General features: G+C 63.2%; 30 protein-coding genes. 23 read left to right on the plus strand and 7 right to left on the minus strand.

All coding sequences use genetic code 11. From position 1 onward, the window contains the following. Positions 1-109: 109 nt before the first annotated feature. From CLM60_RS00230 to CLM60_RS00320, 20 genes are all read left to right on the plus strand, one after another. Positions 110-964 (plus strand): HpcH/HpaI aldolase/citrate lyase family protein, encoded by an 855-nt coding sequence (locus CLM60_RS00230; RefSeq protein WP_095587258.1) that lies wholly within the window; start codon positions 110-112, stop codon positions 962-964. A 48-nt stretch (positions 965-1,012) separates the two neighbouring features. Next, positions 1,013-1,561: an NnrU family protein gene (locus CLM60_RS00235; protein WP_095587259.1), complete on the plus strand. Its 549-nt coding sequence runs from the start codon at positions 1,013-1,015 to the stop codon at positions 1,559-1,561. A gap of 5 nt (positions 1,562-1,566) precedes the next feature. Beyond that, entirely contained in the window at positions 1,567-1,770 is a 204-nt protein-coding gene (locus tag CLM60_RS00240; RefSeq protein ID WP_095587260.1) for a DUF1737 domain-containing protein, read from the plus strand. A 1-nt stretch (position 1,771) separates the two neighbouring features. Beyond that, complete coding sequence (locus CLM60_RS00245; protein WP_095587261.1) at positions 1,772-2,803, plus strand: MaoC family dehydratase; 1,032 nt, start codon at positions 1,772-1,774, stop codon at positions 2,801-2,803. After that, positions 2,782-3,405 (plus strand): histidine phosphatase family protein, encoded by a 624-nt coding sequence (locus CLM60_RS00250; RefSeq protein WP_245848074.1) that lies wholly within the window; start codon positions 2,782-2,784, stop codon positions 3,403-3,405. Before CLM60_RS00245 ends, CLM60_RS00250 begins: the two co-directional genes overlap by 22 nt. 172 nt (positions 3,406-3,577) lie before the next feature. Then, positions 3,578-3,967, plus strand: a complete 390-nt coding sequence (gene sdhC, locus CLM60_RS00255; protein ID WP_095587262.1) for a succinate dehydrogenase, cytochrome b556 subunit — start codon at positions 3,578-3,580, stop codon at positions 3,965-3,967. A gap of 11 nt (positions 3,968-3,978) precedes the next feature. Beyond that, on the plus strand, positions 3,979-4,350 hold the full coding sequence (sdhD, locus tag CLM60_RS00260) for a succinate dehydrogenase, hydrophobic membrane anchor protein (RefSeq protein WP_095587263.1): 372 nt from the start codon (positions 3,979-3,981) through the stop codon (positions 4,348-4,350). 22 nt (positions 4,351-4,372) lie between these two features. Next, on the plus strand, positions 4,373-6,181 hold the full coding sequence (gene sdhA, locus CLM60_RS00265; protein ID WP_095587264.1) for a succinate dehydrogenase flavoprotein subunit: 1,809 nt from the start codon (positions 4,373-4,375) through the stop codon (positions 6,179-6,181). Between the two features lie 2 nt (positions 6,182-6,183). Continuing rightward, complete coding sequence (locus CLM60_RS00270) at positions 6,184-6,507, plus strand: succinate dehydrogenase (protein ID WP_095587265.1); 324 nt, start codon at positions 6,184-6,186, stop codon at positions 6,505-6,507. Positions 6,508-6,610: 103 nt separating this feature from the next. Then, complete coding sequence (locus tag CLM60_RS00275) at positions 6,611-6,997, plus strand: putative periplasmic lipoprotein (protein WP_141246431.1); 387 nt, start codon at positions 6,611-6,613, stop codon at positions 6,995-6,997. 69 nt (positions 6,998-7,066) lie between these two features. After that, the gene (locus tag CLM60_RS00280) at positions 7,067-7,816 is read left to right on the plus strand and encodes a sulfotransferase family protein (protein WP_095587393.1); all 750 of its coding nucleotides are present in this window, start codon (positions 7,067-7,069) and stop codon (positions 7,814-7,816) included. Positions 7,817-7,900: 84 nt separating this feature from the next. Beyond that, positions 7,901-8,680 carry a class I SAM-dependent methyltransferase gene (locus CLM60_RS00285; protein ID WP_095587267.1) on the plus strand — a complete coding sequence of 260 codons (780 nt, stop codon included), beginning with the start codon at positions 7,901-7,903 and terminating at the stop codon, positions 8,678-8,680. Positions 8,681-8,689: 9 nt separating this feature from the next. Continuing rightward, positions 8,690-9,607, plus strand: a complete 918-nt coding sequence (locus CLM60_RS00290; RefSeq protein ID WP_095587268.1) for a glycosyltransferase family protein — start codon at positions 8,690-8,692, stop codon at positions 9,605-9,607. A gap of 146 nt (positions 9,608-9,753) precedes the next feature. Next, positions 9,754-10,533, plus strand: a complete 780-nt coding sequence (locus CLM60_RS00295) for a succinate dehydrogenase iron-sulfur subunit (protein WP_095587269.1) — start codon at positions 9,754-9,756, stop codon at positions 10,531-10,533. Between the two features lie 183 nt (positions 10,534-10,716). Next, complete coding sequence (locus CLM60_RS20785) at positions 10,717-10,869, plus strand: hypothetical protein (protein WP_176473743.1); 153 nt, start codon at positions 10,717-10,719, stop codon at positions 10,867-10,869. 100 nt (positions 10,870-10,969) lie between these two features. Then, positions 10,970-12,391 (plus strand): cell envelope integrity protein CreD, encoded by a 1,422-nt coding sequence (gene creD / locus CLM60_RS00300; RefSeq protein ID WP_095587270.1) that lies wholly within the window; start codon positions 10,970-10,972, stop codon positions 12,389-12,391. A gap of 60 nt (positions 12,392-12,451) precedes the next feature. Beyond that, positions 12,452-12,664 (plus strand): hypothetical protein, encoded by a 213-nt coding sequence (locus tag CLM60_RS00305; RefSeq protein WP_095587271.1) that lies wholly within the window; start codon positions 12,452-12,454, stop codon positions 12,662-12,664. Positions 12,665-12,824: 160 nt separating this feature from the next. Beyond that, positions 12,825-13,997 carry a type III PLP-dependent enzyme gene (locus CLM60_RS00310; RefSeq protein WP_245848077.1) on the plus strand — a complete coding sequence of 391 codons (1,173 nt, stop codon included), beginning with the start codon at positions 12,825-12,827 and terminating at the stop codon, positions 13,995-13,997. Positions 13,998-14,042: 45 nt separating this feature from the next. After that, positions 14,043-14,909 carry an urea carboxylase-associated family protein gene (locus tag CLM60_RS00315; protein WP_095587273.1) on the plus strand — a complete coding sequence of 289 codons (867 nt, stop codon included), beginning with the start codon at positions 14,043-14,045 and terminating at the stop codon, positions 14,907-14,909. Positions 14,910-14,978: 69 nt separating this feature from the next. Continuing rightward, on the plus strand, positions 14,979-16,694 hold the full coding sequence (locus tag CLM60_RS00320; protein ID WP_095587274.1) for a M10 family metallopeptidase: 1,716 nt from the start codon (positions 14,979-14,981) through the stop codon (positions 16,692-16,694). Positions 16,695-16,703: 9 nt separating this feature from the next. On the opposite strand, the gene deoD is transcribed toward CLM60_RS00320, so the two are convergent. The 4 genes from deoD to CLM60_RS20585 all read right to left on the minus strand — a co-directional run bounded on the left by deoD (position 16,704) and on the right by CLM60_RS20585 (position 20,107). Then, complete coding sequence (gene deoD, locus CLM60_RS00325) at positions 16,704-17,408, minus strand: purine-nucleoside phosphorylase (RefSeq protein WP_095587275.1); 705 nt, start codon at positions 17,406-17,408, stop codon at positions 16,704-16,706. A 9-nt stretch (positions 17,409-17,417) separates the two neighbouring features. After that, positions 17,418-17,741: an H-NS histone family protein gene (locus CLM60_RS00330; protein WP_095587394.1), complete on the minus strand. Its 324-nt coding sequence runs from the start codon at positions 17,739-17,741 to the stop codon at positions 17,418-17,420. Between the two features lie 72 nt (positions 17,742-17,813). Beyond that, positions 17,814-19,859: a protein meaA gene (locus CLM60_RS00335; RefSeq protein ID WP_281256649.1), complete on the minus strand. Its 2,046-nt coding sequence runs from the start codon at positions 19,857-19,859 to the stop codon at positions 17,814-17,816. Continuing rightward, positions 19,844-20,107, minus strand: a complete 264-nt coding sequence (locus CLM60_RS20585; protein WP_141246432.1) for a hypothetical protein — start codon at positions 20,105-20,107, stop codon at positions 19,844-19,846. Before CLM60_RS20585 ends, CLM60_RS00335 begins: the two co-directional genes overlap by 16 nt. Between CLM60_RS20585 and ccrA the strand changes: the two genes are divergently transcribed. The 3 genes from ccrA to CLM60_RS00345 all read left to right on the plus strand — a co-directional run bounded on the left by ccrA (position 20,106) and on the right by CLM60_RS00345 (position 23,354). Continuing rightward, positions 20,106-21,398 carry a crotonyl-CoA carboxylase/reductase gene (ccrA, locus tag CLM60_RS00340; protein ID WP_095587277.1) on the plus strand — a complete coding sequence of 431 codons (1,293 nt, stop codon included), beginning with the start codon at positions 20,106-20,108 and terminating at the stop codon, positions 21,396-21,398. The two genes, CLM60_RS20585 and ccrA, sit on opposite strands and share 2 nt — an antisense overlap. A 183-nt stretch (positions 21,399-21,581) precedes the next feature. Beyond that, on the plus strand, positions 21,582-21,752 hold the full coding sequence (locus CLM60_RS20790; RefSeq protein ID WP_176473745.1) for a hypothetical protein: 171 nt from the start codon (positions 21,582-21,584) through the stop codon (positions 21,750-21,752). A gap of 63 nt (positions 21,753-21,815) precedes the next feature. Then, positions 21,816-23,354, plus strand: a complete 1,539-nt coding sequence (locus CLM60_RS00345) for an ATP-dependent DNA helicase (protein ID WP_095587278.1) — start codon at positions 21,816-21,818, stop codon at positions 23,352-23,354. On the opposite strand, the gene CLM60_RS00350 is transcribed toward CLM60_RS00345, so the two are convergent. From CLM60_RS00350 to CLM60_RS00360, 3 genes are read right to left on the minus strand one after another with little or no spacing between them, the layout of a single operon-like run. Then, complete coding sequence (locus tag CLM60_RS00350) at positions 23,351-23,983, minus strand: nucleoside/nucleotide kinase family protein (RefSeq protein WP_095587279.1); 633 nt, start codon at positions 23,981-23,983, stop codon at positions 23,351-23,353. The two genes, CLM60_RS00345 and CLM60_RS00350, sit on opposite strands and share 4 nt — an antisense overlap. Next, entirely contained in the window at positions 23,980-24,753 is a 774-nt protein-coding gene (locus tag CLM60_RS00355) for an ATP-binding cassette domain-containing protein (protein ID WP_217983265.1), read from the minus strand. Before CLM60_RS00355 ends, CLM60_RS00350 begins: the two co-directional genes overlap by 4 nt. Beyond that, a complete protein-coding gene (locus CLM60_RS00360; RefSeq protein WP_095587281.1) occupies positions 24,753-25,820 on the minus strand; it encodes an ABC transporter permease in 1,068 nt (355 codons plus the stop codon). The genes CLM60_RS00355 and CLM60_RS00360 overlap by 1 nt, the downstream gene beginning before the upstream one ends. Positions 25,821-25,829: the final 9 nt, after the last annotated feature.

Raw genomic sequence — 25,829 nt, forward strand, 5'->3', positions numbered from 1 at the left:
TAGGGTTAACGGCCCGTCCGCCGGGAATTCTGCAATGCGGCAAAACAGGGCTTGCGTCTTTGTTCTTTTCTGTGGTGTTTTGCGCAACAAAATTACGATGCGAGGAATCATGGATCACGCTGCCCGCCCCTATCGCTCTGTCCTTTATATCCCCGGCTCGAAAGAGCGGGCGCTGGAAAAGGCCAAGACCCTGCCCGTTGACGCGATCATCTTCGACCTGGAAGACGCCGTCGCGATCGAGGAGAAGGAAAACGCGCGCGCGCTTCTGGCCGAAACGCTGAAGGCGGGTGACTATGGCATTCGCGCGCGGATCGTGCGGGTCAACGGGCTGGATACGGACTGGGGCCGCGATGATATCGCCGCCTTTGTGGGTGCCGATATCGACGCGATCCTGATCCCCAAGGTCGGCAGCGCCGCTGATGTACAGGCCGTGGCCGATCTGATCCCCGACGTGCCGCTGTGGGCGATGATGGAAACGCCCCAGGGTATGCTGAACGCGGCCGAGATCGCGGCGCATCCGCGTATGGCGGGCTTCGTGATGGGCACCAACGACCTGGCGAAAGAGCTGAAATGCCGGTTTCGCGCCGACCGTCTGCCGATGCTGACCAGCCTGCAACTGTGCCTGCTGGCCGCGCGGGCCGAAGGGATCGTGGCGGTTGACGGTGTTTACAATGCGTTCAAGGACGAGGATGGGCTGAAAGCCGAATGCGAACAGGGCCGCGATATGGGCTTTGACGGCAAGACGCTGATCCACCCCGCCCAGGTCGAGATCACCAACGCCGCCTTCGCGCCCACCGAAGACGAGATCGACCTGGCCCGCCGCCAGATCGAGGCGTTCGAAGAGGCCGAGAAAGCCGGGCAGGGCGTTGCGGTTGTCGATGGCAAGATCGTCGAGAACCTGCATGTCGCCACCGCGCGCGAAATTCTGGCCAAGGCGGCTGCAATCGCGGCGCTTTCGGCCTAGGGTCTCCCCAAGCCCAGTCAGGGACACCAAGCCAGGGGAGTTAAAACGATGGTCATTCTGATCGCAGGCGTCGCGCTTTGGGCGCTGGCGCATCTGTTCAAGCGGGTCTTGCCCGACCGCCGCGCCGCGCTGGGCGACAAGGGCAAGGGCGCGGTGGCGCTGGCGCTGCTGTTATCGGTGCTGCTGATGATCTTTGGCTACCGCATCGCGGATTTTGTGCCGCTGTGGTCCGGGCCGACCTGGCTGGTGCATCTGAACAACCTTGCCGTTCTGATCGCGCTTTACATGATGAGCCCCGCGCCGAAAAAGGGTGCGCTGCTGAACAATGTGCGCCACCCGATGCTGATCGGCTTCGTGCTGTGGGCCGGTGCGCATCTGTTGGTGAATGGCGATCTGGCCTCGCTGATCCTGTTCGGCGGCCTTGGCGCCTGGGCGCTGGTCGAGATCGCGGTCATCAACCGGGCCGAACCCGCATGGGCGCCGGGACCCAAAGGCAGCATCGCCAAGGACGGGATGTTCTTCGTGGCCTCGATCCTGCTGCTGGGGGTCATCGGCTATATCCACGGGCTGATCGGCCCGTCGCCATTTCCGGGATAAACACCATGACGATCTATCGTTTCCTGACCGAGGATGACACATCCGCCTTTTGCCACAAGGTCAGCGCCGCGCTGGCCAAGGGCTGGGTGCTGCACGGGCCGCCGACCTATGCGTTCGATGCGGCGCGCGGCGTGATGCGCTGCGGTCAGGCGGTGATCAAGGATATCGACGGGGACTATCACCCCGACATGAAACTGGGAGAGCAATAGCATGGCCAAGACCAATCCGGGCCGGTTTTTCGAAGACTACAAGATCGGCGACGTGATCGACCATGCCGTGCCGCGCACGGTGTCGGGCGGCGAGCGGGCGCTCTATCACACGCTGTATCCCGCGCGGCATGCGCTTTATTCGTCCGACGAATTCGCGCGCGCCAGCGGCCTGCCCGCCAGCCCGCTGGACGATCTGGCCGCCTTCCACGTGGTCTTCGGCAAGACGGTGCCGGATGTGTCGCTGAACGCGGTGGCCAATCTGGGCTATGCCGAGGGGCGCTGGCTGCTGCCGGTCTATGCTGGCGACACGCTGCGCTCGCAGTCCGAGGTGATCGGGCTGAAGCAGAATTCGAACGGGAAATCCGGCGTGGTCTATGTGCGCACGCGCGGGCTGAACCAGCGCGACGAGGTCGTGATGGAATATGTCCGCTGGGTGATGGTGCGCAAGCGCGACCTGGACGCCCCGGCGCCCGAAACCGTGATCCCCGAGTTGAACAAGGTGATCCCGGCGGGTGATCTGGCGATTCCCGAAGGCTTGGATTTCAGCAATTACGATTTCACCCTGGCCGGCGAGCCGCACCGCTGGGGCGATTACCAGATCGGCGAGCAGATCGACCATGTCGACGGCGTGACGATTGAAGAGGCCGAGCATATGATGGCCACGCGCCTGTGGCAGAACACGGCCAAGGTGCATTTCGATGCCACCTTCCGCCCTGACGGGCAGCGGCTGATCTATGGCGGGCACGTGATTTCGATGGCGCGCGCGCTGTCGTTCAACGGGCTGGCCAATGCCCAGATGATCGTGGGTTTGAATGGCGGGGCGCATGCCAACCCGTGCTTCAGCGGTCTGACCGTCAAGGCCTGGTCCGAGGTGTTGGACAAGGCCGATACCGATGCCCCCGGCGTCGGTGCGATCCGGCTGCGGCTGGTGGCGACCAGCGGTGGCGAGGCGTTCACGCTGAAGGGTGAGGATGGCAAATACCTGCCCCATGTGCTGCTGGATCTGGACTATTGGGCGTTGATGCCGAAATGATCGGCGCGGGGCGGGCATTCTATGTGACCCACCCCGAGGTCACGATCGACCCCGCCGTGCCGGTGCCCGATTGGGGCCTGTCCCCGGTGGGTGCGGCGCGGGTGGCGGCATTGGCGGCGCGGCTGTCCATTCCGCCCGGCACACGCATCATTTCCAGCGCCGAACGCAAGGCGCTGGACACCGCCGAACCGCTGGCGGCGCGGGCTGGCTGCGTGGTCGAGACACGCCCCGACATGCACGAAAACGACCGCAGCGCTACGGGCTATCTGCCCGGCCCGGAATTCGAGGCGACGGCGGATGCGTTCTTTGCGCGCCCCGATCAATCGGTCCGCGGGTGGGAGCGCGCGGCGGATGCCCAGGCCCGCATCCTGCGCCAGGTCGATCTGGCGCTGGGCGCACCCGCGGAGGGGCCGGTGATCTTTGCGGGGCATGGCGGCGTCGGTACCCTGCTTTACTGTGCGCTGGCGGGGGTGAAGATCGACCGCAAATGGGATCAACCGGGCCCGGGCCATTGGTTCGCCTTCGATATCGCCGCGCGCACCGTCGCATGTCACTGGCGCCCGATCGAGGCACTGGCGGACCTGGTGCGGGTCAATTTGTGATCACGCTTTGCGCTGCCGTGATCACAAATGGCGATGTCATGCGATAACATGCGCCGCGACGCCGATGAACCCGGTGAATTTTACGCGGATTTCGTGATGTGCCCGTGACACCGCCCTAAAACTTGTTATCACAGGCGTAGCATCACGCCTGCGCTAGCGAAAAGGATATGCCATGCCTGACGTAGATCGGGGAGATCGCCCCCTATCGCCGTTCATGATCGGCCCGTACTACCGGCCGCAGATGACATCGATTTCTTCCATCATGGTGCGGATCACCGGCATCGCATCGTTGGGAACCGCAACGCTGCTGGTTCTGTGGCTGCTGACAGCGGCGACCTCGGACGGGGCCTTTGCCGTTGTGGACGGGCTGCTGCGCAGCTTTGTGGGCGATGTGCTGATGCTGCTGGCGACCTGGGCCGTCTGGTATCACCTGCTGGGACGCCTGCGCCACGTGATCTGGGACCTTGGCTATGGGGTCGAGATCCCGATCGCGGAAAAGATGGGCATGGGCATGTTCATCGGCGCGACCGTTCTGACGATCTTCACCGCATTGGCCGTTTAAGGAGACCCGTCATGAGATTTCTGACAGACCGCAAACGCGCCGAAGGCCTGGGATCGTCGCGCCAGGGCACGCATCATCACTGGCAGATGATGGTGGGCTCGATCGCGCTGGTGCTTCTGGTGCCGGTTTTCATCTTTACCTTCGGCGCCGGTTTCGGCGGCACCCGGGAAGAGGTTCTGGCCTTTTTCGCCCGGCCGTTCCCGGCCATCGTGACCGCGCTGACGCTCTATGTCGCCATCACCCACTTCACGCGCGAGGCGCAGGAAGCCATCGAGGACTATGTCCACGGGGCCACCGGAAAGCTTCTTTATGTCGGTGTGAACCTGTTTTCTTGGGTCTTGATCGCGGCCGGGCTATTTGCCCTGGTCAAGATCGCACTGTGACGGCGCATCAGGGGTACTGAACATGACTGCTTCCTACGAATACGAAACGCATAACTATGATGTCGTGGTCGTCGGTGCCGGCGGCGCGGGCCTACGGGCCACGCTGGGCATGGCCGAACAGGGGTTGCGCACCGCCTGCGTGACCAAGGTTTTCCCGACACGCTCGCACACCGTTGCCGCACAGGGCGGGATCGCCGCATCGCTGTCGAACATGGGGCCCGACCACTGGCAGTGGCACATGTACGACACCGTCAAGGGCTCGGACTGGCTGGGCGATACCGACGCGATGGAATACCTGGCGCGCGAGGCGCCCAAGGCGGTCTACGAGCTGGAACATTACGGCGTGCCGTTCAGCCGGACCGAACAGGGCAAGATCTATCAGCGCCCGTTCGGCGGTCACACCACCGAATTCGGCGAAGGGCCGCCCGTGCAGCGCACCTGTGCCGCCGCCGACCGGACCGGCCACGCGATCCTGCATACGCTTTATGGCCAGTCGCTGAAGAACAACGCCGAGTTCTATATCGAATATTTCGCCATCGACCTGATCATGACCGATGACGGCCAGTGCCAGGGCGTGCTGTGCTGGAAGCTGGACGATGGCACGATGCATGTCTTCAACGCCAAGATGGTCGTGCTGGCCACGGGCGGCTATGGCCGCGCCTATTTCAGCGCGACATCGGCCCATACCTGCACCGGCGACGGTGGCGGGATGGTCGCGCGTCAGGGCCTGCCGCTGCAGGACATGGAATTCGTGCAGTTCCACCCGACCGGCATCTATGGCTCGGGCTGCCTGATCACCGAAGGCGCGCGGGGCGAGGGTGGATACCTGACGAACTCGGAAGGCGAGCGGTTCATGGAACGCTATGCGCCGACCTACAAGGATCTGGCCTCGCGCGACGTGGTCAGCCGCTGCATGACGATCGAGATCCGCGAAGGTCGCGGTGTCGGTGCGGAAAAGGATCACATCCACCTGCACCTGAACCACCTGCCGCCGGAAACGCTGGCCGAACGCCTGCCGGGGATTTCCGAAAGCGCCAAGATCTTCGCCGGTGTGGACGTGAACAAAGAGCCGATCCCGGTTCTGCCGACCGTGCATTACAACATGGGCGGTATCCCCACGAACTATTGGGGCGAGGTTCTGAATGCCGATGCGGCCAACCCCGAACGCATCCAGCCCGGCCTGATGGCCGTGGGCGAGGCCGGCTGTGCCAGCGTGCATGGCGCGAACCGCCTGGGGTCGAACAGCCTGATCGACCTTGTGGTCTTTGGCCGTGCCGCCGCGATCAAGGCGGCCGAGGTCGTCGATCCCAAGGCACCGAACATGCCCACCAACACCAAATCGGTCGATGCCGCGTTCGCGCGTTTCGACGCGCTGCGCTATGCCAAGGGCAATGTCGCCACCGCCGAGCTGCGGTTGGAGATGCAGAAGACCATGCAGGCCGACGCCGCCGTCTTCCGCACCGACAAGACCCTGGCCGAGGGCGTGACCAAGATGGAAGCCGTCGCCGCCAAGCTGGATGACCTGAAGGTCACCGATACCAGCCTGGTCTGGAACAGCGACCTGATGGAAACGCTGGAGCTGACCAACCTGATGCCGAACGCCATGGCCACCATCGTGGGGGCCGAGGCGCGCAAGGAATCCCGTGGCGCGCACGCGCACGAGGATTATCCGGACCGCGACGACAACGAATGGCGCAAGCACACCCTGGCCAAGGTCGACGGGCCGAAAGTGTCGCTGGACTATCGTCCGGTGCATCTGGATCCGCTGACCACCCAGGACGAGGGCGGCATCGACCTGAAAAAGATCGCGCCCAAGGCGCGGGTCTACTGACGATGCGCCTGGCGGCTCTTTGCCTGGGGGCGCTGGTTCTGGCCGGCTGCGACGTTGCGAACGGCGTGGCCGAACAGACCTCGCGCGATCTGGCCAAGCAGACCGTCAACAGCGTGGTCAAGCAGCGGTTCCCGGGCGCGAATGTCGCGCCCTATACCGATTGCATCATCGACAACGCCACCACGCAGGAAATCCTGTCGCTGGCGGGCGAGGCGGTGACCGGCAAGCCGTCGCAAAAGGCGGTGGAAACGGTCGTCACAATCGCGGGCCGGCCCGAGGCGACGCAATGTCTGACCCGTGCGGCGCTTGGCGCCTTTGCGGGCTGACGGCGGGCGCTTGACAGGCCGGTCATTGCTTGGAACCTTTGGCAAAACGGAAAGCGCGCGGGATCGGAACGCCGATCGCCGCGCCAAGGGCGAGGGGACTTCCATGAAACGGTCACTGATCTGTCTGTCTGCGGCGCTTCTGGCTGCGGGCTGCGCGCAGAACCGCATTGCCAATCTGGCGACCTGCACCGCCGAGGCGGGCATCACCGGAACCTATTCCACCGTCTACACGATGGATGGCGGCACGGCCATTGTACCAGGACCCGATGTGACCGAGGATCAGGCGCGCATCGCCAACGCCTGTCTGCGCCGGTTGGGCAGTGCGCGGACCCCAGTGCGCCCGCGCGGCACCGCGTCGATCCCCAGCGAATATCCTTTGCAGCCGGGTGATGCGCAGCTTTGGCAAAGCCTGACGCCCGAACAGCAGCGCCGCGCGCTGGATTTCCTGCGCGATGGCAGCACGATCCGCTCGTCGCTGCAGCCTGACTGACCTGTGCCCAAGGATACCCCCCCGCGGATCCTGTGTGTCGGCACGCATCACAAGACCGGGACGGTCTGGATGCGCCGCGTGTTCCGCGATATCGGCAAGGCGCTGGACATCCCCTTTCTGGGCATTCACCGCCCCGAGAAGTGGGAGCGTATCCCCGCCCATGGCCGCGTCATCGTGGTCAACTGGGGCGCGCGGTTCGCGCCCGAGCTGAAGGCACAGCAGGACGCGCGGTTCTTCCACCTGATCCGCGACCCGCGCGATGTGCTTCTGTCGGGCGCGCGCTATCACGAAACCACGACGATGCAGACCGAAACCTTCCTGTTCAAGCCGCGCCGCGATCTGGGCGGCAGGACCTATCAGGAACATCTGCAGGCGCTGCCGACGCTGGAGGACAAGCTGGCCTTCGAAATGGCCGAGATGCACCGCAAGACGCTGGATCAGATGCTGGACTGGGATTACGGCGCAGCGCGCAATATCGACCTGCGCTACGAGGACCTGATCGGGGATACCGATTGCCAATTGTTTGCCAAGGTGCTGCGGTTCTTCGGGTTCAACGAGGACGAGATCGCCACGGGCTGCGAGATCTTCGTGGCCAATTCCCTGTTTGGCGGGCTGGCGCAAAGCACCGAAACCGGCCGCGCCAAGACCCATGTGAAATCCGGCAAGGCCGCGCAATGGGTCACAGCGCTGCCACCGCAAACCGCCGCGCTGTATCTGGAGCGTCACGGCGATGACCTGATCACGCTGGGCTACGAGCAGGACAAGACATGGCTGGGGCGGCTGGATTACACCCCGCGCGGGGCTTCGGACGGCACCTGAAAGCGTGTTGCGGACGGTCTGGCGACCTGCGATAAACTGGGCGCGCCGAGAAGGCGGGCATTACCTTCGAACGGGATTGATTGCGTGTTCAAGAGACAGAAGAAGACAAAGGCGCCGCAATCGGCCCCGATTGCGCCTGCGGATGCGGGTTTCAACGAAGCACTGGGCCCACGTTACCTGTCATTTCTGGGCTGTCTTCACACGGAAATGCAGCCGAAATGGTATCTGGAGGTCGGGTCGCAGACCGGCAGCAGCCTGACCTCGGCGACCGGCAACGTTATCGCGGTCGACCCGGCATTCGTGATCAACAAGGACATCATGGGGCAGAAAACGCAGCTGCACCTGTTCCAGATGACCAGCGATGATTTCTTCGCCGCTGGCGCGCTGGAACAGATGGGCGTCAAGCTGGACCTGAGCTTCCTGGATGGGATGCACCTGTTTGAATTCCTGCTGCGTGATTTCATGAACAGTGAAAAACACGCGTCGGCGGATGGGATCATCGTGATGCATGATTGCGTGCCGCGCACGAAGATCATGGCAGAACGCGACTGGGACAAGACCGTCACGCGCCAATGGACCGGCGATGTCTGGAAGCTGTTGCCGATCCTGCGCCGCTATCGTCCCGACCTGAAGGTGACGGTGCTGGATTGCGCGCCGACCGGGCTGGTCGTGGTTTCGGGCCTGTCGCCCGACAATACCGTTCTGCCGGATTCCTATGACCAGATCATTGCGGAATACACGGATCTCAACCTTGATACCTATGGGGTCGCGCGGTTCTTCGACGAGCTGGACATGCGCAATTCGGAAGAGATCATGACCGCGATCGACGGCAAGGGCGCCGACGCCATCCGTCAGTATCTCTGATCATATGACATGAGCCCGCGGATCAGACTGCTTTTGCCCTGTCCGCCGCCCGTGCCGGGGCGTGTCTGGGGGGATTTCTACTTTGCGCGATCGCTTTCGGCGGCATTGCAGGCGCAGGGATGCGGGGTCGAGTTCGAGTTCCACCAGGTGCTGACCAGGAAAGAGCGGCGCTGGCGCATCCCGACCCGGCGTCGGCTGAGCCGCGAGATCGATCTGGTGATCAGGGGCAAGCAGCCCTATCGACCGCTCGGTTTCAGACCATTCTATATGTGGCTGATATCGCAAACCGATACCGTGACCGATGACGAGCTGCGGCAGGTGCGGCACGTGTTCGTCGCCTCCAAGCCCTATGCCGAAAAGCTGCAGGCCAAGGGGATTTCCGCATCTTTTCTGCCGCAATGCACCGATCCCGCGATCTTTCAGCCCAAGCCCGCTGACCCCGATTGCAGGACACATCTTCTGTTTGTCGGAAACCGCCGCAATTATGCTGCGCGCCCGGTTGTACAGATGGCGCTGGACAGCGGCGAGGATCTGGCGGTCTGGGGGCGGGGCTGGAACGATGACCTGCCTGCTGGTGTCTTGCGCGGTGACATGATCGACAACACCGATCTTGGGCGACACTATCGATCCGCCGACGTGGTTTTGAACGATCATACCTCGGACATGCTGAAGGACGGGTTCGTCTCGAACCGGGTATACGATGTGCTGGCCTGCGGGCGTCCGCTGCTGACCGAGGACATGCCCGGCATCCCCGAGGATATACGCCCCCACCTTTATCTGTATCGCGACGGTGATTTCGCGGATGTCCTGAAAAGGGCGATCGGGGAATGTGATCGCGACCGGTCCCAGGTCGCGGCGCATGTTCTGCGGACCCACACGTTCGACCAGCGCGCCAAGGTGATTCTGGACAAGATCCGCAGGCGCTGATCCCATTGGTGCAGCTGCCAAAGTCGATCGGCTAGATATGTGATCACAAACGATAGAAACCCGCGCATGTTAGCGGTTAAGGTATTGGCCGCGGCGCAGCTTTGCACTAGTTTCACGGCAGCCAATGTAAAAAGCCGAGGTGAGAAATGGTCCAGTTCACGCTTCCCAAGAACTCGAAGATCACCAAGGGTAAAACCTGGCCCAAGCCCGAGGGCGCGACGAATGTGCGCCAGTTCCAGATCTATCGCTGGAACCCCGATGATGGCCAGAACCCGCGCGTCGATACCTATTTCGTCGATATGGATACCTGCGGCCCGATGGTTCTGGACGCGCTGATCAAGATCAAGAACGAGATCGACCCGACCCTGACCTTCCGCCGGTCCTGCCGCGAGGGGATCTGTGGCTCCTGCGCGATGAATATCGACGGGATCAACACGCTGGCCTGTATCTATGGCATGGACGAGATCAAGGGCGACGTGAAGATCTATCCGCTGCCGCATATGCCGGTGGTCAAGGACCTGATCCCCGACCTGACCCATTTCTATGCCCAGCATGCCAGCATCATGCCGTGGCTCGAAACCAAGACCAACCGCCCGGCGAAAGAATGGAAGCAGTCGATCGAGGACCGCAAGAAGCTGGATGGCCTGTATGAATGCGTGATGTGCGCCAGCTGTTCGACAAGCTGCCCCAGCTATTGGTGGAATGGCGACCGTTACCTGGGGCCGGCCGCGCTGCTGCATGCCTATCGCTGGATCATCGACAGCCGGGACGAGGCGACGGGCGAGCGCCTGGACGAACTGGAAGATCCGTTCAAGCTGTATCGCTGCCACACGATCATGAACTGCGCGAAAACCTGTCCCAAGGGGCTGAACCCGGCCAAGGCCATCGCCGAGATCAAGAAGATGATGGTCGAGCGCCACGTTTAAGCGCAGCCGATTGTTGCCATTTCAGACGTGCCGCCCGGTGGGTGGCACGTTTTCGTTTCCGTTAACGTAAAGCTTTGCACCTGCCGCATGGCGCGGTTGCTCTTTCTGCGGGTGCATAATGATTTCGAAAGGTTTAGCTTGGAGTGTGGGAGGAGGTTCATAGCAACCTCTTGGAGCCGAAAAATGAGCAAAATCGAGCAACGCCCCGCAGACCAGGCAAAAGAAGCCCTGAAAATCTACGAGGATTCCGTGACTTACTACTTCCCCGAGCCGGTTCTGGTTCAGGGCGGTCGGGAACAGCCCGAGGCGATCGTTCCCTATTACAACGCGGCCTGAGGCCAAACGGCCTACGCACGGCCTGCACGAACCCGGCAGATAAGCTGCTGTTCCACGCGACACAAAGCCCCCAGTGCTTCGTGTCAGGAAAGGGACAGATATGCTCAGATCAGCCGGGTTCAGTTTTTTTGTGGCGGGGGTCATGACCCTGCTGATGTTCATCCCGCAATTCTTCGCGGCCGAGGTCATCAACAGCCGTGGCCAGTACAGCCGCGCGACGATTTCCGATGTCAGCCGCGAATGGGGTGGGCCGCAACGGTTCGGCGGGCCGCTTCTGGTGGTGCCGGTCAGCGCGCAGGTGACCCAGAAGAAACGGGTCGAGGTGATCGACCCCGTGACCGGCATGGTGATGGTCGACCCGGTCAAGGGACAGCCGCGCCATAAATATGTCGAGGAAACCGTCACCGAAACCCGCGCGCCGGTTTACCTGTTTCCCGAACGGCTGGATGCCCGGATATCGAACCAGACCGAGGAACGGCACCGGGGCCTGTTCAACGTGCCGGTCTATCGCGGCCAGGTGGCGATGGATCTGAGTTTTGACGCGGGGCTGATCGCCGATGCGCTGACCGATGGCGAAACCGCCGACTGGGACGCGGCCGAACTGCGCCTGCCGCTGGGCAACAACCGCGCGCTGCGCGGCAACGCGGCCCTGACCGCGGATGGCCAGGAATTTCTGTTCGAGCCGCTGTCAAACGGCGCAAGCGGGTTGAAGGCGGAACTGGGCGATCCCAGAAAGTTGTCCGCCTTGCAGATCGAGATCGGCTTCAACGGGGCGCAGTCGCTGTGGCTGACGCCGGTCGGGCGGGTCAGTCAGATCAGCATGCAAAGCGATTGGCCGCATCCCAGCTTTACCGGCGCGTTCCTGCCCGACCGGTCCGAGATCAGCGAGGCCGGTTTCGACGCCACCTGGACGATCCCGCATCTGGCGCTGGCGCTGCCGCATGTTTCGCGCGAAAGCCCCAGCCAGCAACTGCGCGAGCAGGGGACGTTCGGCATCGAATTCTATCAGCCGAACGACTTCTATCAGAAAGCCTTTCGCGCAAGCCGTTATGGCATCCTGTTTATCGCGCTGACCTTCCTGACCGTTCTGCTGGTCGAGGATCGCAAGACGCGCCCCACCCATCCGGTCCAGTATCTGATGATCGGTCTGGCGCAGTCCCTGTTCGTGGTGCTGATGGTGGCCTTTGCCGAACAGATCGGCTTTGGCGAGGCCTATGTGTTGGCGGCGGGGGCGACGATTGGCCTGATCACCTTTTACGGCATCACGGGGCTGAAGCTTGGCCGCCGGGCGTGGGTTCTGGGCGGGGCGCTGGGCATGATCTATGCGGTGCTTTACCTGATTTTGCAGACCGCCGATTTCGCCCTGCTGGCGGGGGCGCTGCTGGGCTTCTGCGCGCTGGCCGCGGCGATGTTCCTGACCCGGAACGAGGATTGGTACGGCAAACCGGGCAACGGCCCGCGCTGGTTTGCCCGCAAGCCCAAGGCGCCCGTGCCGCAGACGCCCTCCGCACAGGCGGGCTGATTGACAGCCCCGCGCGGCCCCGGTTTAGTGCCGGGGCCGTTTTCCTGTGGTGCGCCCATCATGCTGATCCCCATCGGATTGATCCTTGCCTTTGTGCTGGTCGTGCTGTTGCGCAGCCGCCGCAGCCGCGATTGCCGCTGGCGCGCCGACCGCAGCCGCGACAGGGACGGGCAAAGCTATTTCCGCTGTGCCGCATGTGGTGAAGAAACCCTGTGCCGCCCCGGCAAGACCCCGCAAATCTGTGTCAGGGACGAAAAAAAGCGGCTTGGGTGAAATAAAGTCTTGAACGACTCACCCCTTTGCCCCAAATGCGCGCTCAAGACGCCAACGCACGCGCCTCTGTCGTAGGGTTCGCCCATGGTTACGTAGCGACGGTAACGTCTCCGCTTGAACGTGAATGCCCGAATTCGGGCCCGGTCCTTTGGAGATGACCATGAACGCTTTCGTAACCGGCCTGCCGGCCGTCCAGGATTCCCTGCCCGCTGCGCGCCTGGTGGATTTCATCCGCAGCCAGGAATTCGACCGTCCGACCCTGGTGATCGACACCGACATGGTCGCCACCCAGTATCACGCGCTGAAAGCGGGCCTTGGCCACGCGCATATCCACTATGCCGTCAAGGCGAACCCCGAAACCGGCGTGATCGCGCGGCTGGTGGCCGAGGGCGCGCATTTCGACGCCGCCTCGCGGGCCGAGATCGAGCTGTGCCTGTCGCAGGGCGCCTGCGCCTCGCGCGTGTCCTTTGGCAACACCGTCAAGAAACCCGCCGACATCGCCTTTGCCTATGGCGCGGGCATCCGCCTGTTTGCCGCCGATGCCGCCGAAGAGCTGGAAAAGATCGCCGAGCATGCACCCGGTGCACAGGTCTATATCCGCCTGCTGGTCGAAAACAGCCAGGCCGACTGGCCGCTGTCGCGCAAGTTCGGCTGCGACCCCGAAATGGCGATTGCCCTGTTGCACCGTGCCCGCGATCTGGGTCTGGTGCCGGCTGGCCTGAGCTTTCACGTGGGCAGCCAGACCCGCCGCGCCACCATGTGGGGCCCGGTTCTGGACTCGGTTGCCGAAACCTGGCACGCAGCCCGCGCCGAAGGACTGGACCTGACCCTGCTGAATATCGGCGGCGGTTTCCCGGCCTTTTATGGCGAGGCGATCGACACCCCCACCGCCTATGCCGCGCAAGTCATGGCGCAGGTGCGCGCGCGCTTTGGCGACGTGCCCCGCGTGATGGCCGAGCCCGGCCGCGGCCTGGTGGCCGAAGCCGGCATGATCGCTGCCGAGGTTCTGCTGGTGTCGCGCAAGCATGACAACGACCTGCACCGCTGGGTCTATCTGGATATCGGCAAATTCTCGGGCCTGGCCGAAACCATGGACGAGGCGATCCGCTATCAGTTCATCACTGACCGCGATCACGAGCATATGGGGCCCTGCATCCTAGCCGGCCCGTCCTGTGACAGCGCCGATGTGCTGTACGAACGCCAGATGGTGTCGCTGCCGCTGGGGCTGCGCGCAGGTGAACGGGTGCTGATCCGTTGCTGCGGTGCTTATACGTCCAGCTATTCGTCCATCGGGTTCAACGGCTTCCCGCCGCTGGATGTGGTTGTGATCTGACACAGGCCGGGGCAGGCTGCATCCGCAAGAAACGGAGCCTGCCCCATGCCGCCCAAAGACGCCGATGCCCGCCGCGCGATCCCGCCGGTGATCTGCTATCCCACCGAAACGCTGCCCCAGCCGGATATGGCGCTCTACCGCGCCGCACGGACCGGCGCGCAGAAAGTGGCAGAGGTCACGGTGCCCCCGCGCGATGCCGCATGTTTCCGGGTGTCGGCGGGGCAGTTTTTCCGTATCTCATCGGTCGAGGGGCCGCAGGTTGGCGATCTGAACCTGTGGAACGCGGATGATCTGTCAGAGCGGTTCTATTCCGGCAAGACCCGCGCACTGCATGGCACGCACCTGACCACCGGCGACCGGATGTGGTCCAGCCACCCCAACCTGCGGCCCATGGCGACGATCACCGACGATACGCTGGGCTGGTACGGGATCGACGAATATGGCGGCTCGGTGCATGACGTGATCGGCACGCGCTGCGATCCCTATACCCACAACCTGCTGACGGGTGGGCAGTATCACCATTGCTGTCATTCCAACCTGACCCGCGCGCTGGCGCAGGAAACGGACATGGACACGGATCAGGCCGAGGCGCAGGTGCATGATGTGCTGAACGTCTTCATGTGTACCGGGTTCACCCGCGACACCGGCCAGTATTTCATGAAAGCCAGCCCGGTGCGCCCCGGCGATTATCTGGAGTTCTTCGCCGAGATCGACCTGCTGGGCGCGCTCAGCGCCTGTCCCGGCGGGGATTGTTCATCCGAGCATTCCAGCGATACGGCGCGCTGCTATCCCCTGCTGGTCGAGGTTTTTCAGCCCGCCCCGGCGCATCTGGACGGCTGGCACAGCCCCGCGCGAAACGGTTATGACCGCAGCCACGGGATTGTTGACCAAAAGACATATTCAAAACCTTGAGGTTGAACCGATGGGTTTGGATGCTATCCTGCGAAAGCTGTAAATTTGTGCAATGGTTGGGTTCAGGGAATGGCAACGGGAATTTTGATCGACGGGACACCGACAGACGGTACGAACCCTTGGATTGACTCACTTGTCTGGGGTGGCGCCTGGGCCGATTCCGATGGCGGGCCTGTCACGGTCAACCTGCATATCGGCACCGGATATGACGCGACACTGGGCGCGCGGGGCCTGAGCTGGACGTCGAAGGAAAAGGCGCGGCTGGAAAGCGCTTTGAAATCCTGGGAAAACGTTGCCGATATCGATCTGGTCTATTCCGGCAAAGCCGCCGCCGACGCGGTGGTGATGAAACTGTCTGCGGCGACCACCGGCAGCAGCTTTCTGGGCTTTGCCGAACCTGCGGGCTATGCGCTGGACGACCAGAACTATATGGCGTTCAACGGTCAGCATTTCACGTGGGCAAAGGGTCTTAACCCCGGCGGCTATGGCTATGTGACCCTCGTGCATGAGATCGGCCACCTTCTGGGCCTGGCTCACCCGCATGATGGCGGTGCCGCGGCAGATGGCACCACCTTTCCCGGTGTGACCAGTTCGTTTGGATCCTATGGCCAGTACGATCTGAACCAGGGCATCTTTACCACCATGTCCTATAATGACGGCTGGGCGACGGAATATCCGAACCATGCGTCCGTGAATTACGGCTGGCAGGCGACGCCGATGGCGCTGGATATCGCGGCGATTCAGGCGATCTATGGCGCGAACATGGATCATGCGACCGGCAACAACGTCTATAAGATGCCGACCAAGAACGCGGCCGGGGCCGCGTGGCGGTGTATCTGGGACGCGGACGGTGTGGACACGATCAGCTATGGCGGCAAGCGCACCTGCACGATCGACCTGAACGACGCCCCGTTGGAGGGCGAAAACGCCGGTGGGTATGTATCCTATGCCCAGGGCATCGTCGGCGGCTTCACGATTGCGAATGGGGTGATCATCGAAAACGCCAGGGGCGGCAAAGGGCGCGACACGATCATCGGGAACGAGGCGGACAATGTTCTGGTTGGCCGCGGCGGGTCGGACACGCTGGAAGGTGGCGAAGGAAATGACCTGCTGATCGGTGGTCGTGGGGTCGACCATGTCGATGGCGGCGAAGGGGATGATGTTCTTTACGTCCACAAGGGCAAAAGCACATTCATTGGCGGGGCTGGCAATGACGGAATCGAGATACGTGGAAAATATGGGGCGACCATCGATTTAAGCGTATCGACCGAACAGGCCACACGGCTGGGCCTTCAGGTGTTCCAGGGTATCGAAAATGCGGTGGGTGGCCGTGGTTCGGACATTCTGACCGGAACGGATGGGGCCAACGTCCTGGAAGGCGGTCGGCGGCCCGATACGCTGATCGGTGGAATTGGGGCCGATACCCTGGTGGGCGGAGTTGGTCGGGACACGATGTTTGCCGGTATGGATACGGATCGGGATGTGTTCGTCTTCGGATCGCACGTGGATTCCAAGGTTGGCACACGATATCGGGACACGATCCACGAATTCGACTCTGGTGAAGATCAATTCGATCTGACCGGCATCGACGCGGATCGGTCGTCACGTAGTGTCGACGACGCGTTTGTCTTTTCCGGAACGACAGCTGCGGCGAATTCGGTCTGGTACGAGACAGAAGGCGAAGACGCTTTGGTCAGGTTCGACATCAACGGCGATGCCAAAGCCGATGGCGAATTCCTGGTCTATGGCGTCACGTCGTTGATGGAAGACGACTTCCTGCTTTGACGGGCGCGCTCAGGCGCCCGCCGCTTCCAGCGCGATTTCAACCATGTCGCCAAAGCTGCTTTGCCGTTCGGCGGCGGGCATGGCTTCGCCCGTCAGCAGGTGGTCGCTGACCGTCAGAACCGCCAATGCGCGGCAGCCGTGGCGGGCGGCCAGGTTGTAAAGCTCGGCGGCCTCCATCTCGACCCCCAGAACGCCGTGCCGGGTCATCTGTTCATTCAGGTCGGGGCGTTCGTCGTAAAACACGTCCGAGGAATAGATATTGCCGACATGGGTGGTCACGCCCTTGGCTTCGGCTGCGTGAAATGCCTTGTGCAGCAAATCGAAATCAGCCCCCGGCGCGAAATTGAATTCGCGGAATATCCCGCGCGAGGGGGTGGAAATACTGGATGCCGATTGCGCCAGGATCAAGTCGCGCAGTTTCACGTGATCCTGCATCCCGCCGCACGAACCGATGCGGATCAGGGTTTTCGCCCCGTAATCGCGGATCAATTCATTGGCGTATATCGACAGGCTGGGCATGCCCATTCCCGAACCGTGAATGGTAACGCGATTGCCCTTGTAGGTTCCGGTAAAGCCCAGCATGCCGCGGACCTCATTGACCAGAACCGGATTGTCCAGAAAGGTTTCGGCCGCCCATTTGGCGCGCAGCGGATCGCCCGGCATCAGGACGGTTTCCGCAATCTCACCGGGTTTGGCGCCGATATGTATCGTCATCGAAGGTCCTCAGATTTCAAGGTCTTCCGGTGCCTTGCCCGCGGCAATCGCGGATTTGAACCAGTCCGGCTGCCGCCCGCGGCCGCTCCAGGTGGCGTCGGGGTTTTCCGGATCGTGGTATTTTGCGGGCAATTTGGATTTGGCCGCTTTCTTGCCGACCTTTTTGCCATTCGTCAGCTCGCTGAGGGAATAGCCATATACCTGTGCCGCCTTTTCCGCGGCATCCAGGGCTTTCTGCTTTTCCTGCTCGGCCAGCTCGGTCAGGGCAGTGTCGATATCGATGCGCAGGTCCAGAAGTTCTTTGCGCGACATGGTTTTGAGATCTTTTTTCATCATGCGTCTCCCTAATGCCTGCCAAAAGACAGCATTATTTTGGGATCTGCAAATGAAATTACGACTTTAGGATTATTCGGCGGCGACTGGCTTAGTATCCACCAATCCGACAATATCGAACATGATCCGATTCAATTCGAAATCCTTGGGCGTATAGACCTTGGCCACGCCCATTGCGCGCAGGCTTTCGGCGTCCTCGTCGGGGATGATCCCGCCGACCACCACCGGGACATGGCCCAGACCCGCTTCGCGCATGCGGTTCATCAGCTCTTCGATCAGCGGCAGGTGGCTGCCCGACAGAATCGACAGGCCCACAACATGGGCGTCGTCATTCAGCGCGGCGGTCACGATCTCTTCGGGCGTCAGGCGGATCCCCTCATAGGTGATGTCCATCCCGCAATCGCGCGCCCGCGCCGCGATCTGTTCGGCGCCGTTGGAATGGCCGTCCAGCCCCGGCTTGCCCACCAGGAATTTCAGACGACGGCCCAGCTTGTCGGAAACCGCATCGACCTGGGCGCGGATCTCTTCCAGGCCTTCGGTCCGGTTGCTGGGGTTCTTCGACACGCCGGTCGGGCCGCGATACTGGCCAAAGGCGTTGCGTACGACATCGCCCCATTCACCGGTGGTGGCGCCGGCCTTGGCGGCCTCGATCGACGGCGGCATGATATTGGCGCCGCTGCGGGCGGCTTCGCGCACCTTTGCCAGCGCGGCCTGAACGGTGGCATCGTCGCGCGACGCGCGCCAGGCCTCCAGCCGGCCGATCTGGTCGGCTTCGGCCGCGGGGTCGGCCACCATGATGGCCCCATCGCCGGCGGTCAGCGGGCTTTCCTCGCCCTCGGTCCATTTGTTCACGCCGACGACGATGGTGTCGCCATCCTCGATCCGGTTGATGCGTTCGGCGTTGGCCTCGACCAGGCGCGACTTCATGTATTCGATATTCTCGATCGCGCCGCCCATGCTGTCGATCTGGGCCAGTTCCTGGCGCGCGCCGTCCTTCAACGCATCGACCTTGGCGGTCACGGCGGGGTTGCCATCGAACAGGTCGCCATATTCCAGCAGGTCGGTTTCATAGGCCAGGATCTGTTGCATCCGCAGCGACCATTGCTGATCCCACGGGCGGGGCAGGCCAAGCGCCTCGTTCCAGGCGGGCAGCTGAACCGCGCGGGCGCGGGCATTTTTCGACAGGGTGACGGCCAGCATCTCGATCAGGATGCGATAGACGTTGTTTTCCGGCTGCGGCTCGGTCAGGCCCAGGCTGTTGACCTGAACGCCATAGCGGAAGCGGCGCATCTTGGGGTCGGTGATGCCGTAGCGTTCCTGACAGATCTCGTCCCAAAGCTCGACAAAGGCGCGCATCTTGCACAGCTCGGTCACGAAGCGGATGCCCGCGTTCACGAAAAAGCTGATACGCCCGACCATGCCGGGGAAGTCGGCTTCGTCGACCTTGCCCTTCAGGTCGTCCAGCACCGCAATCGCGGTCGCCAGCGCATAGGCGAGTTCCTGTTCCGGCGTCGCCCCGGCCTCTTGCAGGTGATAGGAACACACGTTCATTGGGTTCCATTTGGGCAGGTTGGCGCGGGTAAAGGCGGCCACGTCGGTGATCATCCGCAGGGACGGCTTGGGCGGGCAGATATAGGTGCCGCGGCTCAGGTATTCCTTGATGATGTCGTTTTGCACCGTGCCTTGCAGCTTCGAGATATCGGCGCCCTGTTCCTCGGCCACGGCGATATAAAGCGACAAGAGCCACGGCGCAGTCGCGTTGATCGTCATCGACGTGTTCATCTGTTCCAGCGGGATCTGGTCAAACAGCGCCCGCATATCCCCCAGATGGCTGACCGGCACGCCGACCTTGCCAACCTCGCCCCGCGACAATTCGTGATCGCTGTCATAACCGGTTTGTGTGGGCAGGTCGAAGGCCACCGAAAGCCCGGTCTGGCCCTTGGCCAGGTTGCCGCGATAGAGCGCGTTCGAAGCCTTGGCGGTCGAATGCCCGGCATAGGTGCGGAACAGCCAAGGGCGGTCTTTCTGCATCTCGGTCATGTCGGGTCTCCTGAATCGCGTGCTTGCAACTTTGTTTCGTCCATCGGGTGATACGTGGAACTTTATGCCAATGTCAATTCGCTGCGCTGCGGCGGGTCTGGCGGCGTTGCGCCGGTGGCAATACGCGCAGCACGGCGGAGCGGAAAAATACCTGTAATTGTGGTATGGTGCATCCGGGCGGCGGCCCATGAGAAAATTCCGTCGCGACATAAAATTACAAAATAGACCAAATGAGGATTGCAAAGTTTCGCCCGCAACTCTATCCCAACCGGGATGGCTGCGATGATTCTGCGTTGCGGCAAATGACAAACCAAGGAGGTGGCCATGGCCCTCGACACCAATTCCGACGTCGTCAGCTACGACGCGCCTGAAAAAGACCTGTATGAAGTCGGTGAGATCCCGCCCCTGGGCTATGTGCCGCCGAAAATGTACGCCTGGGCGATCCGCCGCGAACGGCATGGCGAGCCCGAGCAGTCCTTCAAGCAGGAGGTCGTTGACACCTGGAAGATCGACAGCCACGAGGTGCTGGTCCTGGTGATGGCTGCGGGCGTCAACTATAACGGTGTCTGGGCGGGCCTGGGCAAACCGATCAGCCCCTTCGACGTGCATGGCGATCCCTACCATATCGCCGGTTCGGATGCCTCGGGCATCGTCTGGCAGGTCGGCGACAAGGTGAAGAACTGGAAAGTGGGCGACGAGGTCGTGATCCACTGTAACCAGGACGATGGCGACGACGAGGAATGCAACGGCGGCGACCCCATGTTCTCGCCCACGCAGCGGATCTGGGGCTATGAAACCGGCGACGGGTCCTTTGCCCAGTTCACCAAGGTGCAGGCCCAGCAGCTGATGCCGCGCCCCAAGCACCTGACCTGGGAAGAAAGCGCCTGCTATACCCTGACGCTGGCGACCGCTTACCGGATGCTGTTCGGCCACCACCCGCACGAGCTGCGGCCGGGCCAGAACGTTCTGGTCTGGGGCGCGTCGGGCGGTCTGGGGTCCTATGCGATCCAGCTGGCCAACACCGCCGGCGCCAATGCGATCGGCGTCATCTCGGACGAGAGCAAGCGCCAGTTCGTGATGGATCAGGGCGCCAAGGGCGTGATCAACCGCAAGGACTTCAACTGCTGGGGTCAGCTGCCCACGGTCAACAGCCCCGAATATAACGAATGGCTGAAAGAGGCCCGCAAGTTCGGCAAGGCGATCTGGGACATCACCGGCAAGGGCGTCAGCGTCGACATGGTCTTCGAACACCCGGGCGAGGCGACCTTCCCGGTGTCGACCCTGGTGGTCAAGAAGGGCGGGATCGTCGTGATCTGCGCCGGCACCAGCGGCTTCAACTGCACCTTCGACGTTCGCTACATGTGGATGCACCAGAAGCGCCTGCAGGGCTCGCACTTCGCGAACCTGAAACAGGCCGCGTCGGCCAACCGCCTGATGATCGAACGCCGTCTGGACCCTTGCATGTCCGAGGTCTTCCCCTGGGACGAGATCCCGCAGGCCCACACCAAGATGCTGCGCAACGAGCACAAGCCCGGCAACATGGCGGTGCTGGTGCAGGCCACGCAGACCGGTCTGCGCACCTTTGCCGACACGCTGGAAGTGTCGAAAAAGCCGTAATTCGGGGATATATCCCCCGCTGGAAACCCCGCCCGGTCCGCCGTGGCGGGGTTTTTCGTTCAAATTGTTCCCATTTTCCCGCAATCGGCCGACTTTTGGGGCGAAAACACCTCAAGAGTGTTATCGTCTTGTAGATACATTTATAGATTGAATGAACTAGGGCCAGAATTGATGGGAGCAGACATGCCGAACGGCTGGATCATCGACGTACTTCTCGATCTGAAATCCTTTGCCCGGCTGAACGACCTTGGCGATCTCGAGGTGCAGCTGGAACAGACGCTGAGCGTGGCGCGGCAATCGCTTGCGGGGGATGCCGACAGCACGCTGGTCGGGGCGGCGGACATGCGGGATTAGCCACGCGGTCTTGTTCTGACGGGCGGGCTGGCAACTTGACCATCCCGGCAGTAGGGTCGCGGCATGACCCAGATTGCCGTTCAGTTCTCCGACGACCAGGCCGAAGCCCATGACCGCGTGGCCGAGCTGCTGCGGTCTGTTGGTGTCGATATCGACAATGCCAGCCTGACGCCCCGCGCCGATGGCAAGGCGGGGCAGGTGATGGCGGTGATCGGCAAGGCGGGGTCGGGCAAGACCCTGTTGTTGTCGCAGCTATCGAAGGCGCTGGAAGACGCGGGGGTCGAGGTGATCTCTGGCGATTACGAGGGGCGCCGCCGCAAGGATCGGCGCACCCTGGCGATCCTGGCGCCCACCAACAAGGCCGCCAGCGTGCTGCGCGCGCGCGGGGTGCCGGCAACGACGATCCACCGCATCCTCTATACCCCCGTCTATGATCCGGAATACGAGAAGATCGCCGACTGGCTGGCCGGAAACGGTGACCGCCCCGAGGTCGAGGGGCTGACCGACGCGGCGCTGGACCGGGCCTTTGCCTTTTACCAGACCAACAAGTCGATCCCCGGCGCGCTGGCGGCGGCGGGCCTGCGGGGCAGCGATTTCATCCTGGGCTGGAAACGGCGCGAGGACCCGCTGGATATCGGTTTCGTGGACGAGGCCTCGATGCTGGACGAACGCCAGTTCGAGGATTTGCAGGAGATCTTTCCCACCCTGCTGATCTTTGGCGATCCGGCGCAGCTGGCGCCGGTGAACCAGTCGGGCCAGATGGTGTTCGATGGGTTGGCCGAGGGGCGCAAATGCATCCTGCACCGGGTCCATCGCCAAAGCGACGACAACCCGATCCTTGATCTGGCCCACGCGCTGCAAGACCCCGACATGGGGTTCGAGGATTTCGAGAAGATGATCGGCGACATTGCTCGCCGGGATGACCGCGTCGTGTTGGCCGAACGGGTGGAATCCGACCTGATGGCGCGCTCGCCCGTGCTGGTCTGGCGCAATGCCACGCGCATCCGGCTGATACACGCGTTCCGCACCGCGTTTGGTGCGCCCGCAGATGCGCTGCTGCCGGGCGAGCCGCTGATCTGCGACGGGATCGAGCTGCCGTTGAAGCACCGCAAGAAGCGGCTGGACCTCGAGGCGCGCGGCCTGATCAAGGGCGCGCAGGTGATCTATCTGGGACCGGGCAAGCGCCCCGGCTTCTCGCGTCTGCATGTGATGGGGGCCGAGGACCCGCAAGTGTCCGCCGCGTCGATCATCAAGATCGAACTGCCGGACGAGGAAGAGCCCTTCATCCCCTATGCCGCGACGATGGGGGCGGCGTTCCTGCACGGGGCGGCGGTGACCATCCACAAGGCGCAGGGGTCGCAATGGGACACGGTGCAGGTCTTCGCGCCGGACCTGTGGGCGGCCGCCCGCATGGGCCGGGTCGAGGCCGGTCAGGCCCTGTGGAAACGTCTGGCCTATGTCGCGATCACGCGGGCGCAGAACCGGTTGCTGTGGGTGGTGCGCAACCGGCTGGCGCGGCCGTCGGGGCCGCTGTCGGCCGAGGATCTGAAGGCGGTCGCCGCGCCGCTGACCCTTCAGGCGCAGGATGCCGCCGAACCCTAGGGGCGGTCGGCGGGTTTCAGGATGATATCGGGCGGCAGGGCATGCGCCACCATCCGGTCGGCATTGGCCATGTCGTTGCCTTCGGCCCGGGTGCGTGCCGCCGCCGGGTCCAGCCCGTGATCGCGCCAGCGGTCCAGCAGCCGCGCCAGCAGCACGTCGCGCGGCACCTCCAGCCGGACCGACAGATCCCAGAACCCCGCCAGATCGCGCCAGCCCGGTTCGTCCAGCAGCAGATAGTTCCCCTCGACCACCACGCAGTCGCAATCGGCGGCAACCACCCCGGCCCCGGCAATGGCGGTGTCCAATGCCCGGTCGAATGTGGGAAAGACGACCTCGCCGCCCGCGCGCAGCGCGCCGAGCAGGCGCTTGAACCCGTCCAGGTCGAAGCTTTCCGGCGCGCCCTTGCGGTGCAGCAACCCGCGCGCCTGAAGGATCGGATTGGCCAGGTGAAACCCGTCCATCGGCACCACCTGCGCCGCGCGTCCCGCTTCCGTCAGGCGGTCGGCCAGTTCCTGTGCCAGGCGCGACTTGCCACTGGCCGGCGCCCCGGCCAGCGCGATCAGACGCCGCCCCGCAGGCAGCCCCGCCACCATCGGCAGCAGGCCGTCGATCCCGGTCAATGTGGTCATGCGGCGGCAGGTGCCTCGGGCAGTTTCGCGCCGGTCATATAAGCCACGGCGTCGGACATGGTGCAATCGCCGGGCTTCACCACGCACAGCCGTTTGCCCAGCCGGTGGACATGAATGCGGTCGGCGACCTCGAACACATGGGGCATGTTGTGGCTGATCAGGATGATCGGAATGCCGCGCGATTTCACGTCCTGGATCAGCTCCAGCACCCGGCGGCTTTCCTTGACCCCCAGGGCGGCGGTGGGTTCGTCCAGGATCACCACCTTGGACCCGAACGCCGCCGCGCGCGCCACCGCGACGCCCTGCCGCTGACCGCCCGACAGGCTTTCGACCGCCTGGTTGATGTTCTGGATCGTGGCCAGGCCCAGCTCGTTCAGCTTTTCGCGCGCGAATGCCTGCATCGCGGGCTTGTCCAGCATCCGGAACCACCGGCCCAGAAGCCCCTGGCGGCGCAGCTCGCGCCCCATGAACATGTTGTCGGCAATCGACAGGGCGGGGGACATCGCCAATTGCTGATAGACGGTTTCGATCCCGGCCTCGCGCGCCTCGATCGGGCTGCGAAAGGCGACTGTGCGGCCGTCCAGCGTGACCGTGCCCGCATCCGGGGTCAGGGCGCCTGACACCGCCTTGATCAGCGATGACTTGCCCGCGCCATTGTCGCCGATCACGGCCAGGATCTCGCCCGGCATCAGGTCGAAATCGGCGTGGTCGATGGCGGTGACCTTGCCAAAGCGTTTGACCAGCCCGCGTGCCTTCAGAATGGGTTCCATCACGCCGTCACCTTTCTGATCCATTGATCGACCGCAACCGCCCCGATGATCAGCGCCCCGATCAGCAGGAATGTCCATTGCGGGTTCGCGCCCGCCATTCGAAGGCCCAGTTCGAACACGCCAACGATCAGCGCGCCGAAGAACGCACCCAGGATCGAGCCGCGCCCGCCAAAGAGCGATATGCCCCCGATCACCACGGCGGTGATCGACTGGATATTGCCGATGACCCCCGTCGTGGCCGAGGGCGAGACAGAGCCGAAGCGCCCGATCATCACCCAGCCCGCCAGGCCGCAGATGAACCCCACCAGCATATAGACCGACATCAGCGTGCCGTGGACGTTCACGCCCGACAGTTCGGCGGCCTCGGGGTCGTCGCCCACTGCGTACACGTGCCGCCCCCAGGCCGTGTGCCGCAGCGCATAGGCCAGGATCAGCACCAGCGCGATCATCAGCAGCACCCCCAGCGTGAAGGTCGCCCCGGCCAGTTGCATCTTCAGGCCCAGGAACTGCAGAAATGGCGCCTCGGCCTCGATATCCTGGGCGCGGATGGTTTCGTTTGCCGAATATAGATAGTTGGCCGCCAGCACGATCTGCCACATGCCCAGCGTCACGATGAAGGGCGGCAGCTTCACCCGCGACACCAGCCAGCCGCTGACCGCGCCGATGGCGGTGCCCGCCGCCAGCCCCAGCGCAACCGCGATGGGCGCGGGGATGCCATAGCGGAAGGTGAACTGTCCCATGATGACCGAACACAGCACCGCAATCGCGCCCACGCTCAGGTCGATGCCCGCCGTCAGGATGACCAGCGATTGCGCGGCGGCCAGAACCCCCACGATCTGCACCTGTTGCAGGATCAGCGTCAGCGCGAAGGGCGAGAAGAATTTCGATCCCAACAGCACGCCGAACAGCGTCAGCGCGGCGATCAGAACGATCAGCGGCACCAGCGCGGGGGTGGTGTGCAGCAGGTGGTGAAAGCGCCCGATGATCCCCTTGTCGCCCGCGTCGAAACGCGCGACGTCGGTTGTGGCGCCTGCGGCGGCGGCCTCGTAATTGTCGGTCTGTGACATGGCGGATCC

It is taken from the genome of Actibacterium ureilyticum (genome assembly GCF_002285435.1).
Lineage (GTDB): Bacteria > Pseudomonadota > Alphaproteobacteria > Rhodobacterales > Rhodobacteraceae > Actibacterium_C > Actibacterium_C ureilyticum.